The organism is Pedobacter sp. GW460-11-11-14-TSB4 (assembly GCF_059423705.1).
In genome coordinates this window covers 229,138-247,985 of record NZ_JBWKYI010000001.1, presented here as the reverse complement: position 1 = coordinate 247,985, position 18,848 = coordinate 229,138, and the positions used below count along the sequence as shown (strand labels likewise).

Sequence of the window (18,848 nt, the reverse complement as noted above, 5' to 3'; positions counted from 1 at the left end):
TATTTGAATACTTTTGCCTAACAATTTCAAAACATGGATAATTTTAGAAGACCGCAACGCGCAAAAGAGAATAATGAGTTTGTATTCGGCATCAGGGCCGTAATAGAAGCCGTTAAAGCAGGAAGAGATATTGAAACCATTTACCAGCAACGCGGTTTGGGCGGTGATCTTTTTCTAGAATTGAAAGCGCTTCTAAAAGATACTTTGATTCCTTTAAATTCGGTTCCAGTTGAGAAGCTGAACCGCATGTCGCAGAAAAACCATCAAGGTGTAATTGCCGTTATTTCTCCCATTACCTATCAGAATATTGAAGACATTGTTCCAGCTGTTTTTGAAAAAGGAGAAGTTCCATTAATTTTGGTTTTAGATAGCGTGACTGATGTCCGCAATATGGGTGCAATTGCCCGTACGGCTGCTTGTGTAGGCGTTCATGCCATTGTTGTTCCGTTAAAAAATGCAGCACAGATCAATGCAGATGCCATTAAAACATCTGCGGGTGCCTTATTCAGCATTCCGATTTGTCGCCATGCTAACCTGCACAAAACCTGTTTATTTCTACAGGAAAGCGGTCTGCAAATTGTAGCCTGTACCGAAAAAACAAGTGATTTTATTTATGCACCAGATTATACCATGCCTACGGCAATTGTAATGGGCTCAGAAGATGAAGGAATTTCTAACGATCTTTTAAGGGTAGCCGATCATTTAGCTAAAATACCAATGGCTGGAAAAATCGAATCGTTAAATGTTTCGGTTGCCGCCGGGGTAATTTTATACGAAGCGGTCAGACAAAGAACAGTTTGAGGTAAGATGTCAAAGGGAAGAGGGCTGATGGAATTAGTATCGATTCATACACCTCATCGGGGTTCGCCATCCTGAACTTGTTTCAGGATCTTCTATTATAGGTTAAAAGGGAAAAGGTAATAAGTAAGATGTAAAGGAAAATGGGACGATGGAATTAGTATCGACTCATACACCTCATCGGGGTTCGTCATCCTGAACTTGTTTCAGGATCTTTTATAACAGGTTTAAGGGAAAATGTAAGAGGTAAGATGTAAAAGGGCTGATGGAATTAGTATGATTCATACATTTCATCAGGGTTCGTCATCCTGAACTTGTTTCAGGATCCTCCATTATAGGTTGAAGGGAAAATGTAAGAGGTAAGACGTAAAAGGGCTGATGGAATTAGTATCGATTCATACACCTCATCGTGGTTCGTTATCCTGAACTCGTTTCAGGATCTTCCATTATAGGGTTAAAAGGGAAATGTAAGATGGGTAATATAAGCTATGCCACATCATCCATCTTACCTCTCACATCATCCATCCTAAATAAACTTATTTCCGTAGCGCGATTTAACTTCAGCGACAAACTCCTTAACTCTCTGCTCTTCGTTTCTTGGGCAAATCATGAGCATATTATTGTTTTCGACCACAATGTAATCGTGCAGTCCTTGCAGGATCACCAATTTATCTTTCGGCACATTTACCATACAGTTCGATGAATCGAACATCAATACCTGCTCCGAAGGGATAACCGCATTGCCTACATAGTCTTTCTCGGCCATCTCATAAATAGAGGCCCAGGTTCCTAAATCAGACCAGCCAAAATCGGATGGAAGCACGTAAACATTCTCCGCTTTTTCCATAATCCCAAAATCAATTGAAATATTGGTGCATTGGAAATATGCATTATTGATAAAGGCTTTTTCTCCTTCCGTATTCAGCTCAGACCTGCCGATATTAAATATCTCATACATATCCGGCAGATGTTTTTCGAAGGCACTTAAAATCGCTTTAGCCGACCAGATAAATATCCCGGCATTCCACAGGAAATCGCCACTTTGCAAAAATGATTTGGCTAATTCCAGATTTGGCTTTTCGGTAAAGGTTTTAACCTTATGCAGGTCGGTATCGGTATTGAGCACATAATCGGTGTGCTGAATATAACCATAACCTGTATCCGGACGGTTTGGTTTAATACCTAATGTGATTAAACAATCGTTTTTAGAAGCTGCATCTAATGATTGCTGAATAGACTCTATAAAGCCATCAATATTGGCAATGGTATGATCAGAAGGAGCTACAACAATAGTCGCATTTGGATTTAATTGAGCAATTTTTAAACTTCCGTAAGCAATACAAGGTGCTGTATTCCTTAATAAAGGTTCTGCCAGAATTTGATTTGCACTGAGCTGTGGCAACTGCTCTTTTACTAAATCCGAATAAATTTCGTTGGTAACAATAAAAATATTTTCAGGAAGGCAAATTTTTAAAAATCGATCGTAGGTGCTTTGTATCAAAGTTTTACCTACACCAAAAAAATCGATAAACTGTTTTGGGTATTCTGTTCTGCTTACTGGCCAAAAGCGACTTCCGACGCCACCGGCCATAATTAATGCATAATAATCTTTATTCATTTTATAAATTAAAATTACACAATACCTTCGTTAAGAAGATCGTGTAAATGGATAATGCCAAAGTAAGTATTTTGTTCCAGAACTAATAATTGCGTTATATTGTTTTGTTTAATAATATCCAAGGCATCCACCGCTAAAGCATCAAATTGTATACTCTTTGGCGTTCTGCCCATAATATCTTCGGCTTTTAAGTTTGCAATAGAATTGTTATTTTCTAACATCCGCCTAATATCACCATCGGTAATAATGCCCAGCACCTTATCGTCGTTATCAACAACAACAACAGCACCCAAACGGTTTTTACTAATTTCGATCAGCACATCTTTAACAGAAGCCGATGGATGTATGGCTGGTTTTTCGTTAGACAGGGCAAGATCACGGGCCCTTAAATATAATTTTTTACCTAAGGATCCTCCCGGGTGATACTTGGCAAAATCTGATTCATTAAAATCTCTGCATTCCAATAAACAAATGGCTAAGGCATCGCCCAATGCCAATTGCGCCGTTGTACTGGTGGTGGGTGCCAAATTATGCGGACAAGCTTCTTTTTCGAAAGAAGTGTTTAAAATCAGATCAGCTTGCTCGGCTAAAAAAGAATTCAACTCGCCAACCATCCCGATTAAAAGATTGCCAGAAGTTTTTAACAAGGGGGTAAGTACTTTTATTTCTGGTGTATTTCCGCTTTTAGAAAGGCAGATGACAATATCATCCACCTGGATCATGCCCAGATCGCCATGAATGGCATCTGCAGCATGCATAAAAATAGCAGGGGTACCTGTTGAATTAAAAGTAGCCACCATTTTTTGCGCAATAATTGCACTTTTTCCTATACCTGTAACAATTACCCTTCCTTTACCATGTAAAATGCTTGATACGACTTTTTCAAAATCGTTATTAATATTCTTGGCAACATTTAATATTGCTGCTGCTTCAAGCTCTAATGTGCTTACAGCTGATTGGATTATTGATTTTTTACTTTTCAAAGAGAAAATAATTGTATGTTAATACTTGAAATTCTTGTAAAATTATGTTATTTTGGATACAAAAATAGCATCGCATATTTTATTACACAAAATGGACGTGAAAAAGTCGTTATTTGATAACCTACAAAATTTCTTCGGGTTTGATAATTTCAAGGGTGATCAGGAGTCGATCATTACAAATATTTTAGAAGGCAATAACACTTTTGTTATTATGCCAACAGGCGGAGGGAAGTCTATTTGCTATCAGTTGCCCGCTTTAATGAGCGAGGGAACGGCAATTGTAATCTCTCCACTAATTGCATTGATGAAAAACCAGGTAGACCAATTAAGGGCCTTTGGTGGAAATGACAGTATTGCTCATTTTCTTAATTCATCCCTAAACAAATCTGAAATTACTCAAGTTAAATCTGATCTTTTAAGCGGTCAGACTAAATTATTGTATGTTGCGCCCGAATCTCTGGCGAAACAGGATAATATTGAATTTTTAAATCTGATTAAAATCTCTTTCGTTGCTGTTGATGAAGCGCACTGTATCTCTGAATGGGGGCACGATTTCAGACCAGAATACCGTAAGATTAAACAGGTGATTGCAGGATTAGGAAATAACATTCCAATTATTGCACTAACCGCAACGGCTACACCAAAAGTGCAGCAGGATATTATGAAGAACCTCGGCATGACGGAGGCAACCTTGTTTAAATCTTCATTTAACAGACCCAACCTCTTTTACGAGATCCGCCCGAAAAGAGACATTACCAAAGAGATTATTAAATACATCAAATCTAATCCGGGCAAATCAGGCATTATTTATTGTCTAAGTCGCAAAAAGGTAGAAGAGGTGGCTGAAGCGCTAAATCTAAATGGAATTAGTGCCTTGCCTTATCATGCTGGTTTAGACCCAAAAGTTAGGGCCGAAACACAGGATAAATTTTTGATGGAAGATGCTGAGGTAATCGTTGCAACCATTGCCTTTGGTATGGGGATCGATAAACCCGATGTTCGTTTTGTCATTCACCATGACGTGCCTAAAAGTATGGAAGGTTATTACCAGGAAACTGGCAGGGCCGGACGTGATGGTGGCGAAGGTGTTTGTATTGCTTTCTACTCTCAAAAAGATGTAGACAAACTGGCCAAGTTTATGAAAGATAAACCGGTTTCTGAAAGAGAAATTGGGACACAAATATTAAAAGAAGTAATTGATTATGCTGAATCTGGCGTTTGCCGTCGGAAGCAGATCCTTCATTATTTTGGCGAAAACTTTAATGAAACAGGCTGTAACTGCATGTGCGATAATTGCAAAAAGCCTAAAAAACAATTTGACGCCGAAAGCCAGTTATCTACGGTATTAAAGTTTATTGAGAAATCGGGAGAAAAATTCGACGATGCACACTTGCTAAACGTTTTCTTAGGTTTAGAAACCGCACAAACCATTGCCTACGAGCATAGTAAGGTTCCTGAATTTGGAATTGGTAAAGAAGAAGGTGAGTTGATGTGGAAATCGATTATCCGCCAGGCTGTTTTAAACAACTACCTTTTTAAAGATATTGATAATTACGGTTTATTAAAGTTAACCAAACAGGGAAGAGATTTTATTGTCAACCCTTACAGCCTCAAATTCATACTAAACGAGCCAATAGAGAACGGTGCTGACGATGACGATGATGACGTAAAACAAGGCACAGGTGCTTTAGATACGCATCTTTTATCATTGCTTAAAGAGCTACGCAAAAAAATAGCCAAGCAAAAAAGCGTTCCGCCATTTGTGGTTTTTCAAGACCCATCTTTAGAGGAAATGTGTACACATTACCCCATTACGATGGAAGAGCTTCGCCAGATTTCTGGTGTAGGTTCGGGTAAAGCGATGAAATTCGGAACACCTTTTATCGAACTGATTAAAAAATATGTTGAGGATAACGATATCGAGCGTCCGATTGATCTGATTATTAAAACACAGGCCAATAAATCTCAGATGAAGGTTTCAATTATTCAAAATATCGACCGGCAGATTGGCTTGGAAGATATTGCCGACTCAAAAGGCATCACTTACGAAGAAATCCTGAAAGAAGTAGAATCGATTGTAAACTCTGGAACCAAACTTAACCTAAACTATTTCATTGATGAAGTGATTGATGATGATAGACAGGATGAAGTATTTGATTATTTCAGGGCAGCCGAAAGCGATTCTATAGACGAAGCGCTCAATGAATTAGGTGAAACTGATTACACCCGCGAAGAAATTCAATTGATGCGAATTAAATTCATGTCAGAACTAGGCAACTAGCTTTTGATGTCAGACGTAAAATGGAAGATGGAATTATAGCACTGTGCATAAACCCATCTTCCATTTTCCATTACACATTTTACATATGTTAAACTACTTAGATAAATTAAAAAATACAGATTCAGGGAATTTCTTTTTAATGGCGGGACCATGCGCTATTGAGGGTGAGGATATCGCTATGAGAATTGCCGAAAAGATCATTACCATTACGGATAAACTTCAAATCCCATATATTTTCAAAGGTTCGTACCGCAAGGCTAACAGAAGTAAAGGAAGTTCCTTTACTGGCATTGGCGATGAAAAAGCTTTGCGTATTTTAGAACGCATTGGTAGAGAATTTGGCGTGCCAACAGTTACTGATATTCACGAAAGCGGAGAGGCCGCCATGGCTGCTGCATACGTGGATGTATTGCAGATTCCTGCATTTTTATGTCGCCAAACCGATTTGTTAATTGCTGCTGCAGAAACAGGAAAAGTAGTGAACGTTAAAAAAGGCCAGTTCCTTTCTGCAGGTTCAATGAAATTTGCTGTAGAAAAAGTAAAAGAGGCCGGCAACAATAAAGTAATCCTGACGGATAGAGGTAATACCTTCGGTTATCAGGATTTGATTGTTGATTACCGCGGATTACCTGAAATGCAGAGTTTTGGCGTGCCAGTGGTAATGGATTGTACGCATTCATTGCAACAGCCCAATCAAAGCAGTGGTGTAACCGGAGGCAAACCAGAACTGATCTCAACCATCGCCAAGGCGGCAATTGCGGTAGGAGCAGATGGTTTATTTATCGAAACGCACCCTGATCCGGCTAATGCGAAATCAGATGGCGCCAATATGTTACATTTAGACCTGCTGGAAGAAACATTAACCAAGCTGATTCGTATCAGACAAGCTATACTATAATTTTGAACAATCCGAAAGTATTTCTTACTGCCGAATGGCGTAAACTGGCGCTGGCACAGTACGCTGTAGACAAAGAAATACTTTCGAAATACCTTCCTCCACACATCGAGTTAGATGACTGGCAAGGTAAATACTATGTCAGTTTAGTGGGCTTTATGTTTGTTGATGTTAAACTTCGGGCATTAACATTCCTTTCCATACCAATTTTGAGGAAGTTAACCTTAGGTTTTATGTTAAATTTAAGATGGCACTACCTGGAAGCGCGGCGTAGTTTTTATCAAAGAATTTGTACCCAAACCAGCCATCACCTTTGTAGCAAATACCATTTATAAAGAAAATTACCAAACATTTCCGATGAAACATGTTTGGATTGAACAGGAAAACCAAATTGAGGTAGATTATCTTTGGAAGAATAGAAATTGGCATAACTTTTCAGTAACCGCTGCATCAAAAGCTGAAGAAATCAGGGTCGGAAGCGAAGAGGAGTATATCACCGAACATTATTGGGGTTATACTAAAATCGGAAGGAATAAAACTTCTGAATATGGGGTAGAGCATCCGCGCTGGGAGGCTTATCCTGTAAATGATTATAAAATTAATGTCGATTTTGGAATCAACTATGGGAATGATTTCGCTTTTTTAAATCATGCCAAGCCTGATTCAGTATTCCTAGCCGAAGGCTCTGAAATAAGGGTACTAAAAGGGAAGAAGTTTTAGTACTGACAAAGTTACCATTATATCCTATGGTAATCTCCCCGCCAGTTTTTGATAGCTTTTTTAATCTCGCCGGGAGATAGTTTTTCTGAAAGTGTTTTATCTACTAAAGCCAAATATTCTTCATCACCAGCAAAACGTAAAGCCAAAATCTGACCCATCCTTAGTTCAACCGGAAGTGCTTTACCGGCCAGAATGTAATAACGTAATTTTTCTTCAGCCCTCGCCGCTCGATCCTGTGCTTTAAGCGCGAACATCCTTGCCATTACCGCTATAATCGCTATCAGGAAAAATGCAAGCACCAGCAAGCCTGTAATGATAGTGGGTATGGCAATGCAAGAGTAAATGGCAAAACCTAATCCTAATATGGCTAATGGTATAGCGAAAAAATGAAAAGGGGGGTAAAATCTTTTATGGTTTCCGTAATGCTGAGACATTTTTAATTTTTATTAAGTTTATCGACTTAACAGGGCGTTGCATTTAAGGCAAAATCTTTAATTTATATTGCTATAAAAGTTCCCGTTATATCTTAGTAATTACAAACGAGGTTCTCCTATTGTTTTTCCTACCCAAATCAGTTTTATTGTCAGCAATTGGTTTACTGGCACCAAAACCTTTATAAGTAAGCCTCTTGGCATCGATACTATTTTTAATCAGGTATTCGTAAACGGCATTGGCACGGTTAAATGATAACTTTTCATTTAGTTTATCATCGCCAACATTATCTGTATGCCCCTGAATCTCGATCTGAACGTTTTCATTTTGATGTAAAAAGTCGATCAGCAGATCCAGTTCACGGATAGAAGCGGGCAAAAGATTAAATTTATTGGTATCGAAGAAAATGTTTCTTAAGGTTACATTCCCACCTTGCTTTATCTTTTCAATATAAACTTCAATCTGGTAAGGTTTATTAATATCCCCGGCCTTGAGCTCGAAGTTTTCGGAGTAAAACATGTAACCTTCGGCATTTACATTGAACAAGTAATTACTCCCTACAGGCATTACCGCTAAAAACTGCCCAGTCTCAGGATCTGTGTAGTCGTCAAAAACAGTTTTATTGGTTTTCAAATCTACTACCTGGACATTGCTTTCAATCGTTTTTTTAGTATCCCGGTCTCTTACTATTCCTTTTACATATGAAACTTTTAATGGTTTGGCTACTTCAGGGATTCCAAAACTGTAAATATCCTGCATGCCGTAACCGCCTTTTAAATTTGATGAAAACAATCCTGAATTACCATCGGCACTTACTACTAAACCACTTTCATCTTCAAAAGAGTTAATCGGATAACCCATATTGATGGGCTTTTGCCATTTACCATCATTTTCCTGCCGGCTGTAATAAATATCTTTGTTCCCGAAACCTGGCCAGCCATCAGAAGAAAAATATAAGGTTTTACCATCTGCATGCAAAAAAGGGGTGTTCTCATCGAATGCAGTATTAATCTCTGGACCAAGATTAACGGCAGGTCCCCATTTGGCATCATCGGTAATGGTGCTTTTCCATATATCGTAACCACCCGATCCGCCAGGTCTGTTGCTGATAAAATATAATGTTCTTCCATCAGGACTGATGGCCGGTTGAGATTCCCAGAATTCAGAATTAACAGGCTGACCAACATTATAAGGCTCACCCCAATCTTTTCCTTCACGGTGTGAAACGTAAATATCACAGCGACCTAAACCATCAGGGCGGTTGCATCCGGTAAAAAACAGATACTTACCATCAGGAGAAATGGTTTGGGCACCCTCGTTATATCTCATCGTGTTTATTTTACTTGATAAAGGCGTGGCGATACCCCACGTATTATTTTTAAACTGTGAGGTCCAAAAGTCTTCATTACCATTCACCTGACGGGTAAAAACCAGGGTTTCGCCATCAGCAGTTATCGCAGGAAAGTACTCTGCATCAGTTGTATTTACACCATCACCTAAATTTGTTGGGCTATATTTTACGGGTTTCTTTATGGCTAATGCAGCAAAATCGCAATCTAAGAGGTATTTTTTTGCTCTTCTCCCTCTGTCAGATGAAGAATCTAACATCAAAAATTCACTAAAGTGCTGTTTCGCTTTTAAATAATCCTGCGTAGCAAATTCTGTTTCAGCCAAGCCATACATGACTTCCGGGGCAAACGTTTTGTTGATTAGTATCGCTTTTTCGTAAGCCGTTCTGGCATCCGGATATTTCTTTTGTATTTTGTAAAGCCCGGCAAGCATTACATAGGCATTTTGAAATAAAGGATCAGCCTCAACTGCACTTTTTAAAGCCTGCTCTGCTGAGGTATAATCTTGCTTTTGAATTAATGGATTTGCTTTTTCGAAAAAGGTTTGCGCTTTTTTATTGCCCGAACTTTGAGCAAATAGGCAAAAGCTAAATAAACTAAGGGATAAGAATAGACAAAACCTCATACATTAACATTTGGTTATCAAAGCTAATGTAAACTAATTTAAGGAATATTTAAAAATTTGTGTGTTTGTAAAGAAATCTCCCATTTAGGATTGGCCATTACATACTCAATAATTAATGGTGTAATTTCTTTTGATTTAGACCACTCAGGCTGAAGATATAATTTACAGGTAGGAGATACCATTGCAGCATATTCTTCGGCCCATTTAAAATCACTTTTATTAAAAACAATAACTTTTAATTCGTGTGCAAATGGCGTAATATCTGGTCTTGGGGCTTTAAACTTCTTTGGGGATAAACAGATCCAATCCCAGTTTCCCGAAAGTGGGTAGGCACCAGATGTTTCGATAAAAGTAAGAATACCTCTTTCTTTTAATTTATTGGTTAAATAATCCAGGTTATAAATTAAGGGCTCGCCACCAGTAATTACAACAGCTTTGCCCGGAAATTTATCGGCATTTTCTACAATAACGTCTGATGGGGTAAGTGGGTGCATTTCTGCGTCCCAGCTTTCTTTAACATCGCACCAATGGCAACCTACATCGCAGCCCCCTAAACGGATAAAATAAGCTGCTTTACCAGTATTAAATCCTTCGCCCTGTATAGTATAAAATTCTTCCATTAAAGGAAGTAATGTGCCGTCTTCTGGTATTTCTTGTTTCATTTTTGAGGATGCAAATATCCTAAAAAAATATGGTGATGCTGTTCCTCTTTTGAAATTTAATAGAAAGATGAAATAAGAGTGATATTTATTTGCTGTATTTTAGCAGAATGAAGTGGTTTAAAGCACTAAATAATAACCAGATTCCCCGTCCGGATAGCATCAAGACCATCGAGGTTGGTGGAAAACAGATCTGTCTGATCAATAATGATGATAAAATTATTGCAACCCAATCTCATTGTCCACATGCTGGAGGTCATTTTAGTGGCGGCTGGTGCAAAAACGGCAACCTGGTTTGCCCCATCCATCGATATGAGTATAATTTAACCACAGGGAGAGGCGCAGAGGGGCAGGGCGATTACATCAATATTTACCCAACCGAATTGCGTGAAGACGGCCTGTATATTGGTTTCGAAGAAAGCTGGTGGAGTAAACTTTGGGGATAAATTAATTTGATGAGGTGAATGTTAATCAGCCTCTTTCAAATACTGATAACATTTGAAAGGCCTAATTGAGCAAATACCTTTTAAAGAATTCCTGGCAATTTAAAACCTCTATTTTTGAGAAATAAAAATCTTCTATATCTTCTGTAACGATACACATACTACCTACCGTTTCAGCGGCATAATATTCTAAACCGTCCTCGAAATCATTAATAGATTTATTCGTAAGAGTATTGAAAACTCCTTCAGAAGAATTCTCAGCGATTTTAATATAGCGACAAAGTAAATCTATCTTCTGCTTTGCGAGTTGAGCATTATGTTTTTTTTCTGCAAAATAAAAAGCAATTGCCAAACAAAGAGGAGAGGTGTATACATCAAACTTTGGATGAGAGGCTAAACTTAAAATTCTGGACGAATATGTGTAAAGTGGATATTCCTTATTCAGTACCGAAACCAAAACGTTTGCATCTAAAAATATCTTCATTTGTTATTTTTTAGAAGAAAAGAATTCATCTTTTGAACCCTTACGTGTTTTTTTTGGAGATTTTTTATATTCTACTTCACCTTCGGCAACCATACTTACCCAATCTGCAATAGGGAAATCTTCTAAAGATTTGTACTCTTTTGCGGTTACCTGTATTAACAGATGCTCTATTAAACGAGATAAACTAATGTTGTTATCGGCAGCATATTTTTTTGCCTTTGCAACAACATCCTGACTGAAGCTTAAGGTTAATTTGGCATCCATTATCTTAATTGTTTTATAAACGAATATACAAAATATACGTATAAATTTAAAAAATAATACGTAAAAAAAGCGATTCATTTTTATTGAATCGCTTTTGATATTTTCCTTGGCAATGAGTTCACCTTCAACCCTCAACCCTTCAACCTACTACCGCTAAGCGTATATCTCTTTTCTAGCTGATGCTAAAGTATTTTTCAATAAACCAACAATAGTCATTAAACCTACACCACCTGGAACAGGCGTAATGTAAGAGGCTTTAGGCGCCACGTTTTCGAAATCTACATCACCATATAACTTAAAGCCCGATTTGGTTTCAGCAGAAGTTTCACGGTTAATTCCTACGTCAATAATAATAGCACCAGGTTTTACCATATCGGCTGTAACAAAATTCTTTTTACCAATGGCAGCAATTACAATATCGGCCTGTAGAACCTGTTCTTTTAAATCTTTTGTGCGCGAGTGGGTAAGTGTTACCGTACAGTTGCCTGGGTTTGCGTTACGGGCCATTAAAATACTCATTGGGCTTCCCACAATGTTACTACGACCAACAACCACACAGTGCATTCCTGTTGTGTCTATACCATACTCTTGCAGCATCAATAAAATACCATAAGGTGTTGCCGGAATAAAGCAAGGTAGATTACGCATCATCCTGCCCAAATTTACCGGGTGGAAACCATCTACATCTTTACGGTGATCGATCTTTTCGGTTACTTTCTCCGGATCGATGTGTTTAGGTAAAGGCAATTGAACAATTAATCCGTCTACCTCATCATCCTGGTTAATTTCTTCAATTTTCGCCAATAATTCAGCTTCAGTTACTGAGTTATCATATCTATGTAGTGATGATTTAAAACCAACTTTTTCGCAGTTTTTCATCTTACTGGCTACATAGGTTTCGCTTCCTCCATCGTTACCCACTAAAATAGCAACCAGGTGTGGCTTGCGACCACTTTTATTTAAAAATTCGGCAGCTTCTTCTGCAATTTGAACTTTAACCTTTTCTGATACGTATTTACCGTCTAATAATACCCCTAAATCCCCTGAAGGGGACTTTGAATTTCCATCGCTCATATAACTTGCTCCGTTATAATTTTATAATTTAAGATTTGACTTAATAAAACTCGCTAGTAATTCCCCCTCAAGGGGGCTAGGGGGTTAATCTAATTTCAAAACTGCCATAAACGCCGTCTGCGGAATTTCTACGTTCCCCACCTGACGCATACGTTTTTTACCTTTTTTCTGTTTTTCCAATAACTTACGTTTACGGGAAATATCACCACCGTAACATTTAGCGGTTACATCTTTACGTAAAGCACTCAGTGTTTCGCGGGCAATAACTTTAGCACCAATTGATGCCTGTATTTTTATTTCGAACTGTTGACGAGGGATTAATTCTCTTAATTTCTCGCAAATTTTCTTTCCAAAATCGTAAGCATTACTTCTATGGATTAATGATGATAAAGCATCTACAGGCTCATCGTTCAATAACATATCTAAACGAACCAGATCCGATTTACGGTAACCTGTTTGGTGATAATCGAAAGAAGCATAACCTTTAGAAATTGTTTTCAACTTATCATAAAAATCGAATACAATTTCGCCCATTGGCATTTCGAAAACCAGTTCAACACGATCTGAAGTAAGATAAGATTGATTTACAATAATTCCGCGTTTCTGAATACAAAGCGACATTACCGGACCAACAAACTCTGCTTTCGTAATGATATTTGCTTTAATATATGGTTCCTCAACAGAATCCAACTTACTTGGGTCAGGTAAATCAGAAGGATTGTTAACAATAATTTCGTCACCTTTAGTAGTATACGCAATGTACGATACGTTGGGAACCGTTGTAATTACGGTCATATCAAACTCACGTTCTAAACGCTCCTGGATAATTTCCATGTGCAACATGCCCAGGAAACCGCAACGGAAACCGAAACCAAGTGCAGCAGAACTTTCTGGTTCAAAAACGATAGAAGCATCGTTCAGTTGCAATTTATGCATCGCCTCACGTAATTCTTCAAACTCATCGGTATCTACAGGATAAATCCCTGCAAAAACCATTGGTTTAACTTCTTCGAAACCCTGAATGGCATCTAATGATGGCCTGGCCACAGTTGTAATCGTATCACCAACCTTTACCTCTCTGGCTTCTTTAATACCAGAAATAATATAACCCACGTCGCCGGTTTTAACCACACTACGTGGCGACATATCCAGTTTCAAAATACCAACCTCATCAGCCAGGTATTCTTTGCCAGTATTAATAAATTTAACTTTATCGCCTTTTTTGATTTCGCCGTTTACCACTTTATAATAAGCGATAATCCCTCTGAATGAGTTAAAAACAGAGTCAAAAATCAACGCTTGTAACGGTGCTTCAGGATCGCCAACTGGAGCTGGAACACGATCAACAATGGCCTGGATGATATCAGGAATGCCCATTCCGGTTTTACCCGATGCCGGAATAATATCTTCGCGTTTACATCCAATCAGGTCAATAATCTGGTCTTTCACTTCCTCAGGCATAGCCCCGGGTAAATCCATTTTATTTAAAATCGGAATAATTTCCAGATCGTGCTCTAAAGCCAGATATAAATTCGAAATAGTCTGCGCCTGAATCCCTTGCGAAGCATCTACAATAAGTAAAGCGCCCTCGCAGGCTGCAATGGAACGTGAAACCTCGTATGAGAAATCGACGTGGCCTGGTGTATCGATCAGGTTAAAATTGTATTCAATATCACCAACCTTATAGTTCATTTGTATGGCATGACTTTTAATCGTTATGCCTCTCTCACGCTCTAAATCCATGTTATCGAGCAATTGCGCCTGCGCTTCACGCTGCGAAATCGTCGCTGTATATTCTAATAACCTATCAGCCAGGGTGCTCTTGCCATGGTCAATATGTGCAATAATGCAAAAATTACGTATATGCTTCATCTTTGCGCAAAGATATGCTTTTTAATGGAAAATGTAAGAGGGAAAATGGAATGCCGCAAAGGCTGAATTTTTATTGTTTTGAAAAGCAAGAGCAGTACTTTTCGGTTACTTCGTTCCTGCTTTACACTTTATCCCGGTGTTGGTTTAATGCTAGTTCGAACGGTAGAAAACCGGGATGTTCGTTCCAATCAGGTTTATTTAACCAATAGCAGTAATGCTTTTGAGCGGTTTCTTACCTGATGCTTAAAATTAACCACAAACAGGCACGATAACAATTTCAGTTTATTAATAAAACAGCTGTGTTTATCAGTGCCCATCTGTGGTTAAAAAATTAAACCATTGTTTTCTTCCACTTACCTTTTTTAAATAAGATAAAGGCAGCCACCGCAATACCGGCTTCGGCTGTTGGGATGGCAATAAAAACACCTGTTGGTCCCATTTCTAAAAATTTAGCCAAAAAGTAAGCTAAAGGAATCTGAAACAACCAAAAGGCAAAAATGTTAATTTTGGTAGGCGTCCAGGTATCGCCAGCACCGTTAAATGCACTACTAAACACCATTGCCGCTCCATAAATCACAAAACCAATGCTTAAAATTTTTAAAGCTTTGCTTGCAACGGCAATCACATTTTCATCTGAAGTGAAAAATGCTGCGAACAAATGTCCACAGGTCAAGAACAATACACTGACCACCGCCATGAAAACAATGATGTATTTCAAGGTTTGGAATACCGATTTTTCAGCACGATCTATATGGCCTGCGCCTAAATTCTGACCAACCAGCGTAGCTGCTGCATTACTCAAGCCCCAGGCAGGTAACATAAAAAACATCATGAGTCGTAGTGCCGTTTGGTAACCTGCCGACCCGGTATCGCCACCGGTAGTGGCAACCAGTTCTGCCAAAAACACCCAGCTACAGCTCGCAATTACAAACTGAAAGATGGCCGGTGCGGCAATCTTAACGATAGCTTTAATCTGGTCAAAATCAGGCAGGAAATGACTAATCCGTATTTTCAATATATTTTTACCACTAAACAGATTATAAACCTGATAGGTAACTCCCAAACCACGACCAATTGTAGTTGCAATTGCAGCACCGGTTAAACCAAATGCAGGTATAGGGCCTAAACCGTTGATAAAAATAGGGCAGAGGATGATGTTGGCAATATTGGCGATCCATAAACTCCGCATGGCGATTGCCGCATTACCTGCTCCCCGAAAAATCCCGTTAATTAGGAATAAAAGTACAATTATGATACTTCCACCCATCATAATACGAACAAATGTAACACCTTGCTCGGCAGTTTCGGCCGAAGCCCCCATGAGTAATAGAATATCTTTGGCATAAATTAGCCCCAGAATACTGATGATAATGTTAACGAAAACAGCTATCACAATGGTTTGCATGCCCGCTTTTGATGCTGCTTCCGGATTTTTCTCCCCAATCCTCCGTGCAACCACTGCGGTTGCAGCCATGCTTAATCCAATGGCCAATGAGTAAATAATGGTTAATACAGATTCTGTTAAACCAACGGTCTGTATGGCATGGCTACTATTTTCCAGGTGGCCAACAAAATATAAATCAACTAAAGCAAAAACCGATTCCATAGCCATTTCCAGCATCATCGGAATGGCCAATAAAATAATTGCGCGTTTAATACTAATTGAAGTAAGATCAACTTCGTGACCTTTTAAAGACTGAACGAGGATATCGAAAAAAGACGAAAGTTTGCCTTGCGTCTTTGTGGACTGTGACATATAATAAAAAGTAAAGTGTAATGTATAAACCAATGATACGCTTTAAGCGTACATACCTAAAATTGAAGCGGAGGGGAATCCTCGGTTGTTTAGAACCTCAAACGGATTGCAGATACTATCATGGCTCTGTTCTATTGATAAATCAAAGATAGATAAAATTTTGAATTGTCAAATTTAGATGACTAATTTTTAAGATAGTGATTGATTTTTTTTTACCACGGACTCAAGGAACACACGGAATGTTATTCCAGGGTCTGTTTAAGTTCCTTTTGTACACTTACTAGTCATCCTGAGCTTATTGAAGGATCAGTTTCAAAGGCGTTTCGACAGGCTCAACGTAACAACCTGTAAAAATTTATTTCGTTTGATAAATAGCTGCTTAGTCATGATTCAGTTATAAAAAAAAGAGGACGAAACTGTAACCAGTATAACCCCTTAATTTGTGTATCATCTTCTATATACTATATGCTTTAATCATTTCTTCTGAAACTTTTGTTCCACGACCAGTAGTTAAATCAATTAATACGTAATCAAAAATACCGTCTGATGCTACTTTACCCGTTTTCTGGTTAATAATTTCGAACTGAACCGCGCAGCCTTTATCGTTCATGGTTAAAATACCTGTTCTAATCAGCATTAGATCGTTCATTAGTAACGGACGTTTAAAATTAATGTCAACATGGCTAACCACCCAGCCCAGGCCTTGTTTGGTAAAATGTTCCCAGGGCATACCATAGAATTTCTCCATTTGCTCGTAACGGGCTGCCAGAACATAATCTAAGTATTTACTATTATGTACATGGTTAAACATATCGATATCATCCGGACGAACACGTAGTTCACTTTCGAAAATGCTGTATTGATTTTTTTCCAAGGGTAAATGTTTTGTGCAAAAGTATTAATAATGACTGAATGTAAAGTATTACTTGACAAATGTGAATATGATGTAGTGTATTTACTTGACAATTTTTCGTATTTTGATTTGAAATGGGAAAGCTCACTTTATATGATATTACAATTCCGCGCGAAACAATAGTCGAAGCGCGTGAAAATGTTTATTTAAGCCGCACGCCCGAGCAACGCTTTTTTGGTGTTTTGCAACTCAACCAAATTTCAGTTACCATGAATGGTGGCCAGCCTTTAAAATCTCCTCAAGGAAAAGGTATTATTATCCGCAAGCCAAACTTATAAGCTTCAATATGTCGTTTGATAAAGAGAACCCAGAGATGCTTTTGTTATTGGAAACATTTGAGTAGTTTGACATGCAATAATAATGCGAAACTAAGTTTCTTGCACCGCCTCAGATTCTCTAAACCCGACTTAGCGGAAATCCTTTTTGCTGCAGGTCTTCGACAAACTCAAACCAACAATCGCAAAAAGATTGCAGCGAGGGCGGGAGGATAGCAAGCTATGAAAAACCGAGTTTGCCTTTCTAAAAAAAGGAAAATTAAAATTTAATCAATTTCCCTTGGTTCAGTTTTATCATTACTAATAAAACGCCATTCTTCTCCATAAAGTGATTTATATTGAACCATAATTTTAATATCAGCTTTTTCTACAAGCGGTCCCAAGCGTTCATCATTTATATTAATCAGACTTAACTTTTCGCCAACCGGTAAAATTTCGTTTTTCCAAAGATTAGCCAGTATTACAGATTTGGTTATGGCTAATTTGTTATCGTTTTTTATTTGTTTAAGGATTTCAGCTACATTCTCATAACGTTTAGATTTGTAATAAAAACCATAATCGGATACTATAGCCGGACCTAGGCCTTGATTTACAATCAGAAATTCATAATGGTAATTATCTTCTCCATTTTTTTTGATGTCAGAAAAACTATTTGAATAACTCATAAGCAGTGGTTTTACAGATGCATACTGCTGAACTTTTTGCAACCTGGTTTGATATAGAGTTATAATAATGGCACAAATACTGGTTACAATGGCACACAAACCAACGATAGTGTTTAATGATAATTTGGGCTTATTTTGAGCTTTCTGCATATCTCATTAGGTTGTAAAATCAATCTAAAATAGAAAATATCAGTTGTTGAACCTATAAGGGGATAAATATTTCTAAAACATGATAATATAATAAGCAACAACCACTTGCTTATAAATAAAAATAGCCTTATCTTTGCGCCACAATTAATTAATTTTTTATTGCTTTAATATTATTCAAGAATGTATTTAAGTCCAGAGAAAAAAGCTGTAATCTTTAAAGAACACGGCAAAGTAGAAACCAACACGGGTTCTGCAGAAGGTCAAGTAGCGTTATTTACATACCGTATTGCGCACTTAACAGAACACTTAAAGAAAAATCGTAAAGATTTCTCTACGCAGTTGTCACTTCAAAAATTAGTAGGTAAACGCCGCGGTATTTTGGCTTACCTATACAAAAAAGATATTGAGCGCTATCGTGCTATCATCAAAGCTTTATCGCTTCGTGATATCATCAAACAAAAATAAGCGCAAGTTTATCATTAAAAGCCATTCTTTAGGGAATGGCTTTTTAATTCCCTGTTAATTTTTTTTAACGGGTTTTATTATAGATAGGCTTTTTTAATCCTATCTTCGTTTGCAAAAACAAATACAT

Annotated in this window: 20 protein-coding genes; 8 read left to right on the top strand and 12 right to left on the bottom strand. The window is 37.9% G+C overall.

Features of this window, described 5'->3' with window-relative positions; genetic code table 11:
* Positions 1 to 33 precede the first annotated feature (33 nt).
* Positions 34 to 801, top strand: coding sequence for a 23S rRNA (guanosine(2251)-2'-O)-methyltransferase RlmB (gene rlmB, locus AC07YT_RS01180; protein WP_086546264.1), 768 nt, complete (start codon positions 34 to 36; stop codon positions 799 to 801).
* 523 nt (positions 802 to 1,324) lie between these two features.
* On the opposite strand, the gene AC07YT_RS01175 is transcribed toward rlmB, so the two are convergent.
* Together AC07YT_RS01175 and AC07YT_RS01170 are read right to left on the bottom strand one after the other, a co-directional pair.
* The gene (locus tag AC07YT_RS01175; RefSeq protein ID WP_086546266.1) at positions 1,325 to 2,416 is read right to left on the bottom strand and encodes a mannose-1-phosphate guanylyltransferase; all 1,092 of its coding nucleotides are present in this window, start codon (positions 2,414 to 2,416) and stop codon (positions 1,325 to 1,327) included.
* Positions 2,417 to 2,430: 14 nt separating this feature from the next.
* Positions 2,431 to 3,399, bottom strand: a complete 969-nt coding sequence (locus tag AC07YT_RS01170; protein ID WP_086546268.1) for a KpsF/GutQ family sugar-phosphate isomerase — start codon at positions 3,397 to 3,399, stop codon at positions 2,431 to 2,433.
* A 91-nt stretch (positions 3,400 to 3,490) separates the two neighbouring features.
* Between AC07YT_RS01170 and recQ the strand changes: the two genes are divergently transcribed.
* The 4 genes from recQ to AC07YT_RS01150 all read left to right on the top strand — a co-directional run bounded on the left by recQ (position 3,491) and on the right by AC07YT_RS01150 (position 7,295).
* The gene (gene recQ, locus AC07YT_RS01165) at positions 3,491 to 5,680 is read left to right on the top strand and encodes a DNA helicase RecQ (protein WP_086546270.1); all 2,190 of its coding nucleotides are present in this window, start codon (positions 3,491 to 3,493) and stop codon (positions 5,678 to 5,680) included.
* An 85-nt stretch (positions 5,681 to 5,765) separates the two neighbouring features.
* On the top strand, positions 5,766 to 6,578 hold the full coding sequence (gene kdsA / locus AC07YT_RS01160) for a 3-deoxy-8-phosphooctulonate synthase (RefSeq protein WP_025146274.1): 813 nt from the start codon (positions 5,766 to 5,768) through the stop codon (positions 6,576 to 6,578).
* Between the two features lie 2 nt (positions 6,579 to 6,580).
* Positions 6,581 to 6,910: a DUF2071 domain-containing protein gene (locus AC07YT_RS01155; protein ID WP_494945128.1), complete on the top strand. Its 330-nt coding sequence runs from the start codon at positions 6,581 to 6,583 to the stop codon at positions 6,908 to 6,910.
* Positions 6,855 to 7,295 (top strand): DUF2071 domain-containing protein, encoded by a 441-nt coding sequence (locus AC07YT_RS01150; RefSeq protein WP_494945157.1) that lies wholly within the window; start codon positions 6,855 to 6,857, stop codon positions 7,293 to 7,295. The genes AC07YT_RS01155 and AC07YT_RS01150 overlap by 56 nt, the downstream gene beginning before the upstream one ends.
* 17 nt (positions 7,296 to 7,312) lie before the next feature.
* Here the strand turns inward: AC07YT_RS01150 and AC07YT_RS01145 are convergent, their stop codons facing one another.
* The 3 genes from AC07YT_RS01145 to AC07YT_RS01135 form a co-directional block, all read right to left on the bottom strand.
* Positions 7,313 to 7,729 carry a DUF6526 family protein gene (locus tag AC07YT_RS01145; RefSeq protein WP_086546272.1) on the bottom strand — a complete coding sequence of 139 codons (417 nt, stop codon included), beginning with the start codon at positions 7,727 to 7,729 and terminating at the stop codon, positions 7,313 to 7,315.
* A gap of 85 nt (positions 7,730 to 7,814) precedes the next feature.
* Positions 7,815 to 9,701 (bottom strand): OmpA family protein, encoded by a 1,887-nt coding sequence (locus tag AC07YT_RS01140; RefSeq protein ID WP_086546274.1) that lies wholly within the window; start codon positions 9,699 to 9,701, stop codon positions 7,815 to 7,817.
* 38 nt (positions 9,702 to 9,739) lie between these two features.
* The gene (locus AC07YT_RS01135; protein ID WP_086546275.1) at positions 9,740 to 10,363 is read right to left on the bottom strand and encodes a 7-carboxy-7-deazaguanine synthase QueE; all 624 of its coding nucleotides are present in this window, start codon (positions 10,361 to 10,363) and stop codon (positions 9,740 to 9,742) included.
* A gap of 107 nt (positions 10,364 to 10,470) precedes the next feature.
* Here AC07YT_RS01135 and AC07YT_RS01130 point away from each other — a divergent pair, with 107 nt between their 5' ends.
* Positions 10,471 to 10,806, top strand: a complete 336-nt coding sequence (locus tag AC07YT_RS01130; RefSeq protein WP_086546276.1) for a Rieske (2Fe-2S) protein — start codon at positions 10,471 to 10,473, stop codon at positions 10,804 to 10,806.
* Between the two features lie 61 nt (positions 10,807 to 10,867).
* On the opposite strand, the gene AC07YT_RS01125 is transcribed toward AC07YT_RS01130, so the two are convergent.
* The 6 genes from AC07YT_RS01125 to AC07YT_RS01100 all read right to left on the bottom strand — a co-directional run bounded on the left by AC07YT_RS01125 (position 10,868) and on the right by AC07YT_RS01100 (position 17,127).
* Positions 10,868 to 11,287, bottom strand: a complete 420-nt coding sequence (locus tag AC07YT_RS01125; protein WP_086546277.1) for a type II toxin-antitoxin system VapC family toxin — start codon at positions 11,285 to 11,287, stop codon at positions 10,868 to 10,870.
* A 3-nt stretch (positions 11,288 to 11,290) separates the two neighbouring features.
* Positions 11,291 to 11,551, bottom strand: coding sequence for a DUF6364 family protein (locus AC07YT_RS01120; protein WP_086546278.1), 261 nt, complete (start codon positions 11,549 to 11,551; stop codon positions 11,291 to 11,293).
* Between the two features lie 153 nt (positions 11,552 to 11,704).
* Positions 11,705 to 12,625, bottom strand: coding sequence for a bifunctional 5,10-methylenetetrahydrofolate dehydrogenase/5,10-methenyltetrahydrofolate cyclohydrolase (locus AC07YT_RS01115; protein WP_086546279.1), 921 nt, complete (start codon positions 12,623 to 12,625; stop codon positions 11,705 to 11,707).
* An 84-nt stretch (positions 12,626 to 12,709) separates the two neighbouring features.
* Positions 12,710 to 14,497, bottom strand: coding sequence for a translation elongation factor 4 (lepA, locus tag AC07YT_RS01110; RefSeq protein WP_086546280.1), 1,788 nt, complete (start codon positions 14,495 to 14,497; stop codon positions 12,710 to 12,712).
* A gap of 331 nt (positions 14,498 to 14,828) precedes the next feature.
* Positions 14,829 to 16,253 (bottom strand): MATE family efflux transporter, encoded by a 1,425-nt coding sequence (locus AC07YT_RS01105; protein ID WP_086546281.1) that lies wholly within the window; start codon positions 16,251 to 16,253, stop codon positions 14,829 to 14,831.
* Positions 16,254 to 16,707: 454 nt separating this feature from the next.
* Positions 16,708 to 17,127 (bottom strand): acyl-CoA thioesterase, encoded by a 420-nt coding sequence (locus AC07YT_RS01100; RefSeq protein WP_086546282.1) that lies wholly within the window; start codon positions 17,125 to 17,127, stop codon positions 16,708 to 16,710.
* 113 nt (positions 17,128 to 17,240) lie between these two features.
* On the opposite strand from AC07YT_RS01100, the gene AC07YT_RS01095 reads away from it, so the two are divergent.
* Positions 17,241 to 17,444 carry a hypothetical protein gene (locus AC07YT_RS01095; protein ID WP_086546284.1) on the top strand — a complete coding sequence of 68 codons (204 nt, stop codon included), beginning with the start codon at positions 17,241 to 17,243 and terminating at the stop codon, positions 17,442 to 17,444.
* 263 nt (positions 17,445 to 17,707) lie between these two features.
* On the opposite strand, the gene AC07YT_RS01090 is transcribed toward AC07YT_RS01095, so the two are convergent.
* Positions 17,708 to 18,148, bottom strand: coding sequence for a hypothetical protein (locus tag AC07YT_RS01090; protein WP_494945127.1), 441 nt, complete (start codon positions 18,146 to 18,148; stop codon positions 17,708 to 17,710).
* Positions 18,149 to 18,436: 288 nt separating this feature from the next.
* On the opposite strand from AC07YT_RS01090, the gene rpsO reads away from it, so the two are divergent.
* Entirely contained in the window at positions 18,437 to 18,721 is a 285-nt protein-coding gene (gene rpsO / locus AC07YT_RS01085) for a 30S ribosomal protein S15 (protein ID WP_029275143.1), read from the top strand.
* Positions 18,722 to 18,848 lie beyond the last annotated feature (127 nt).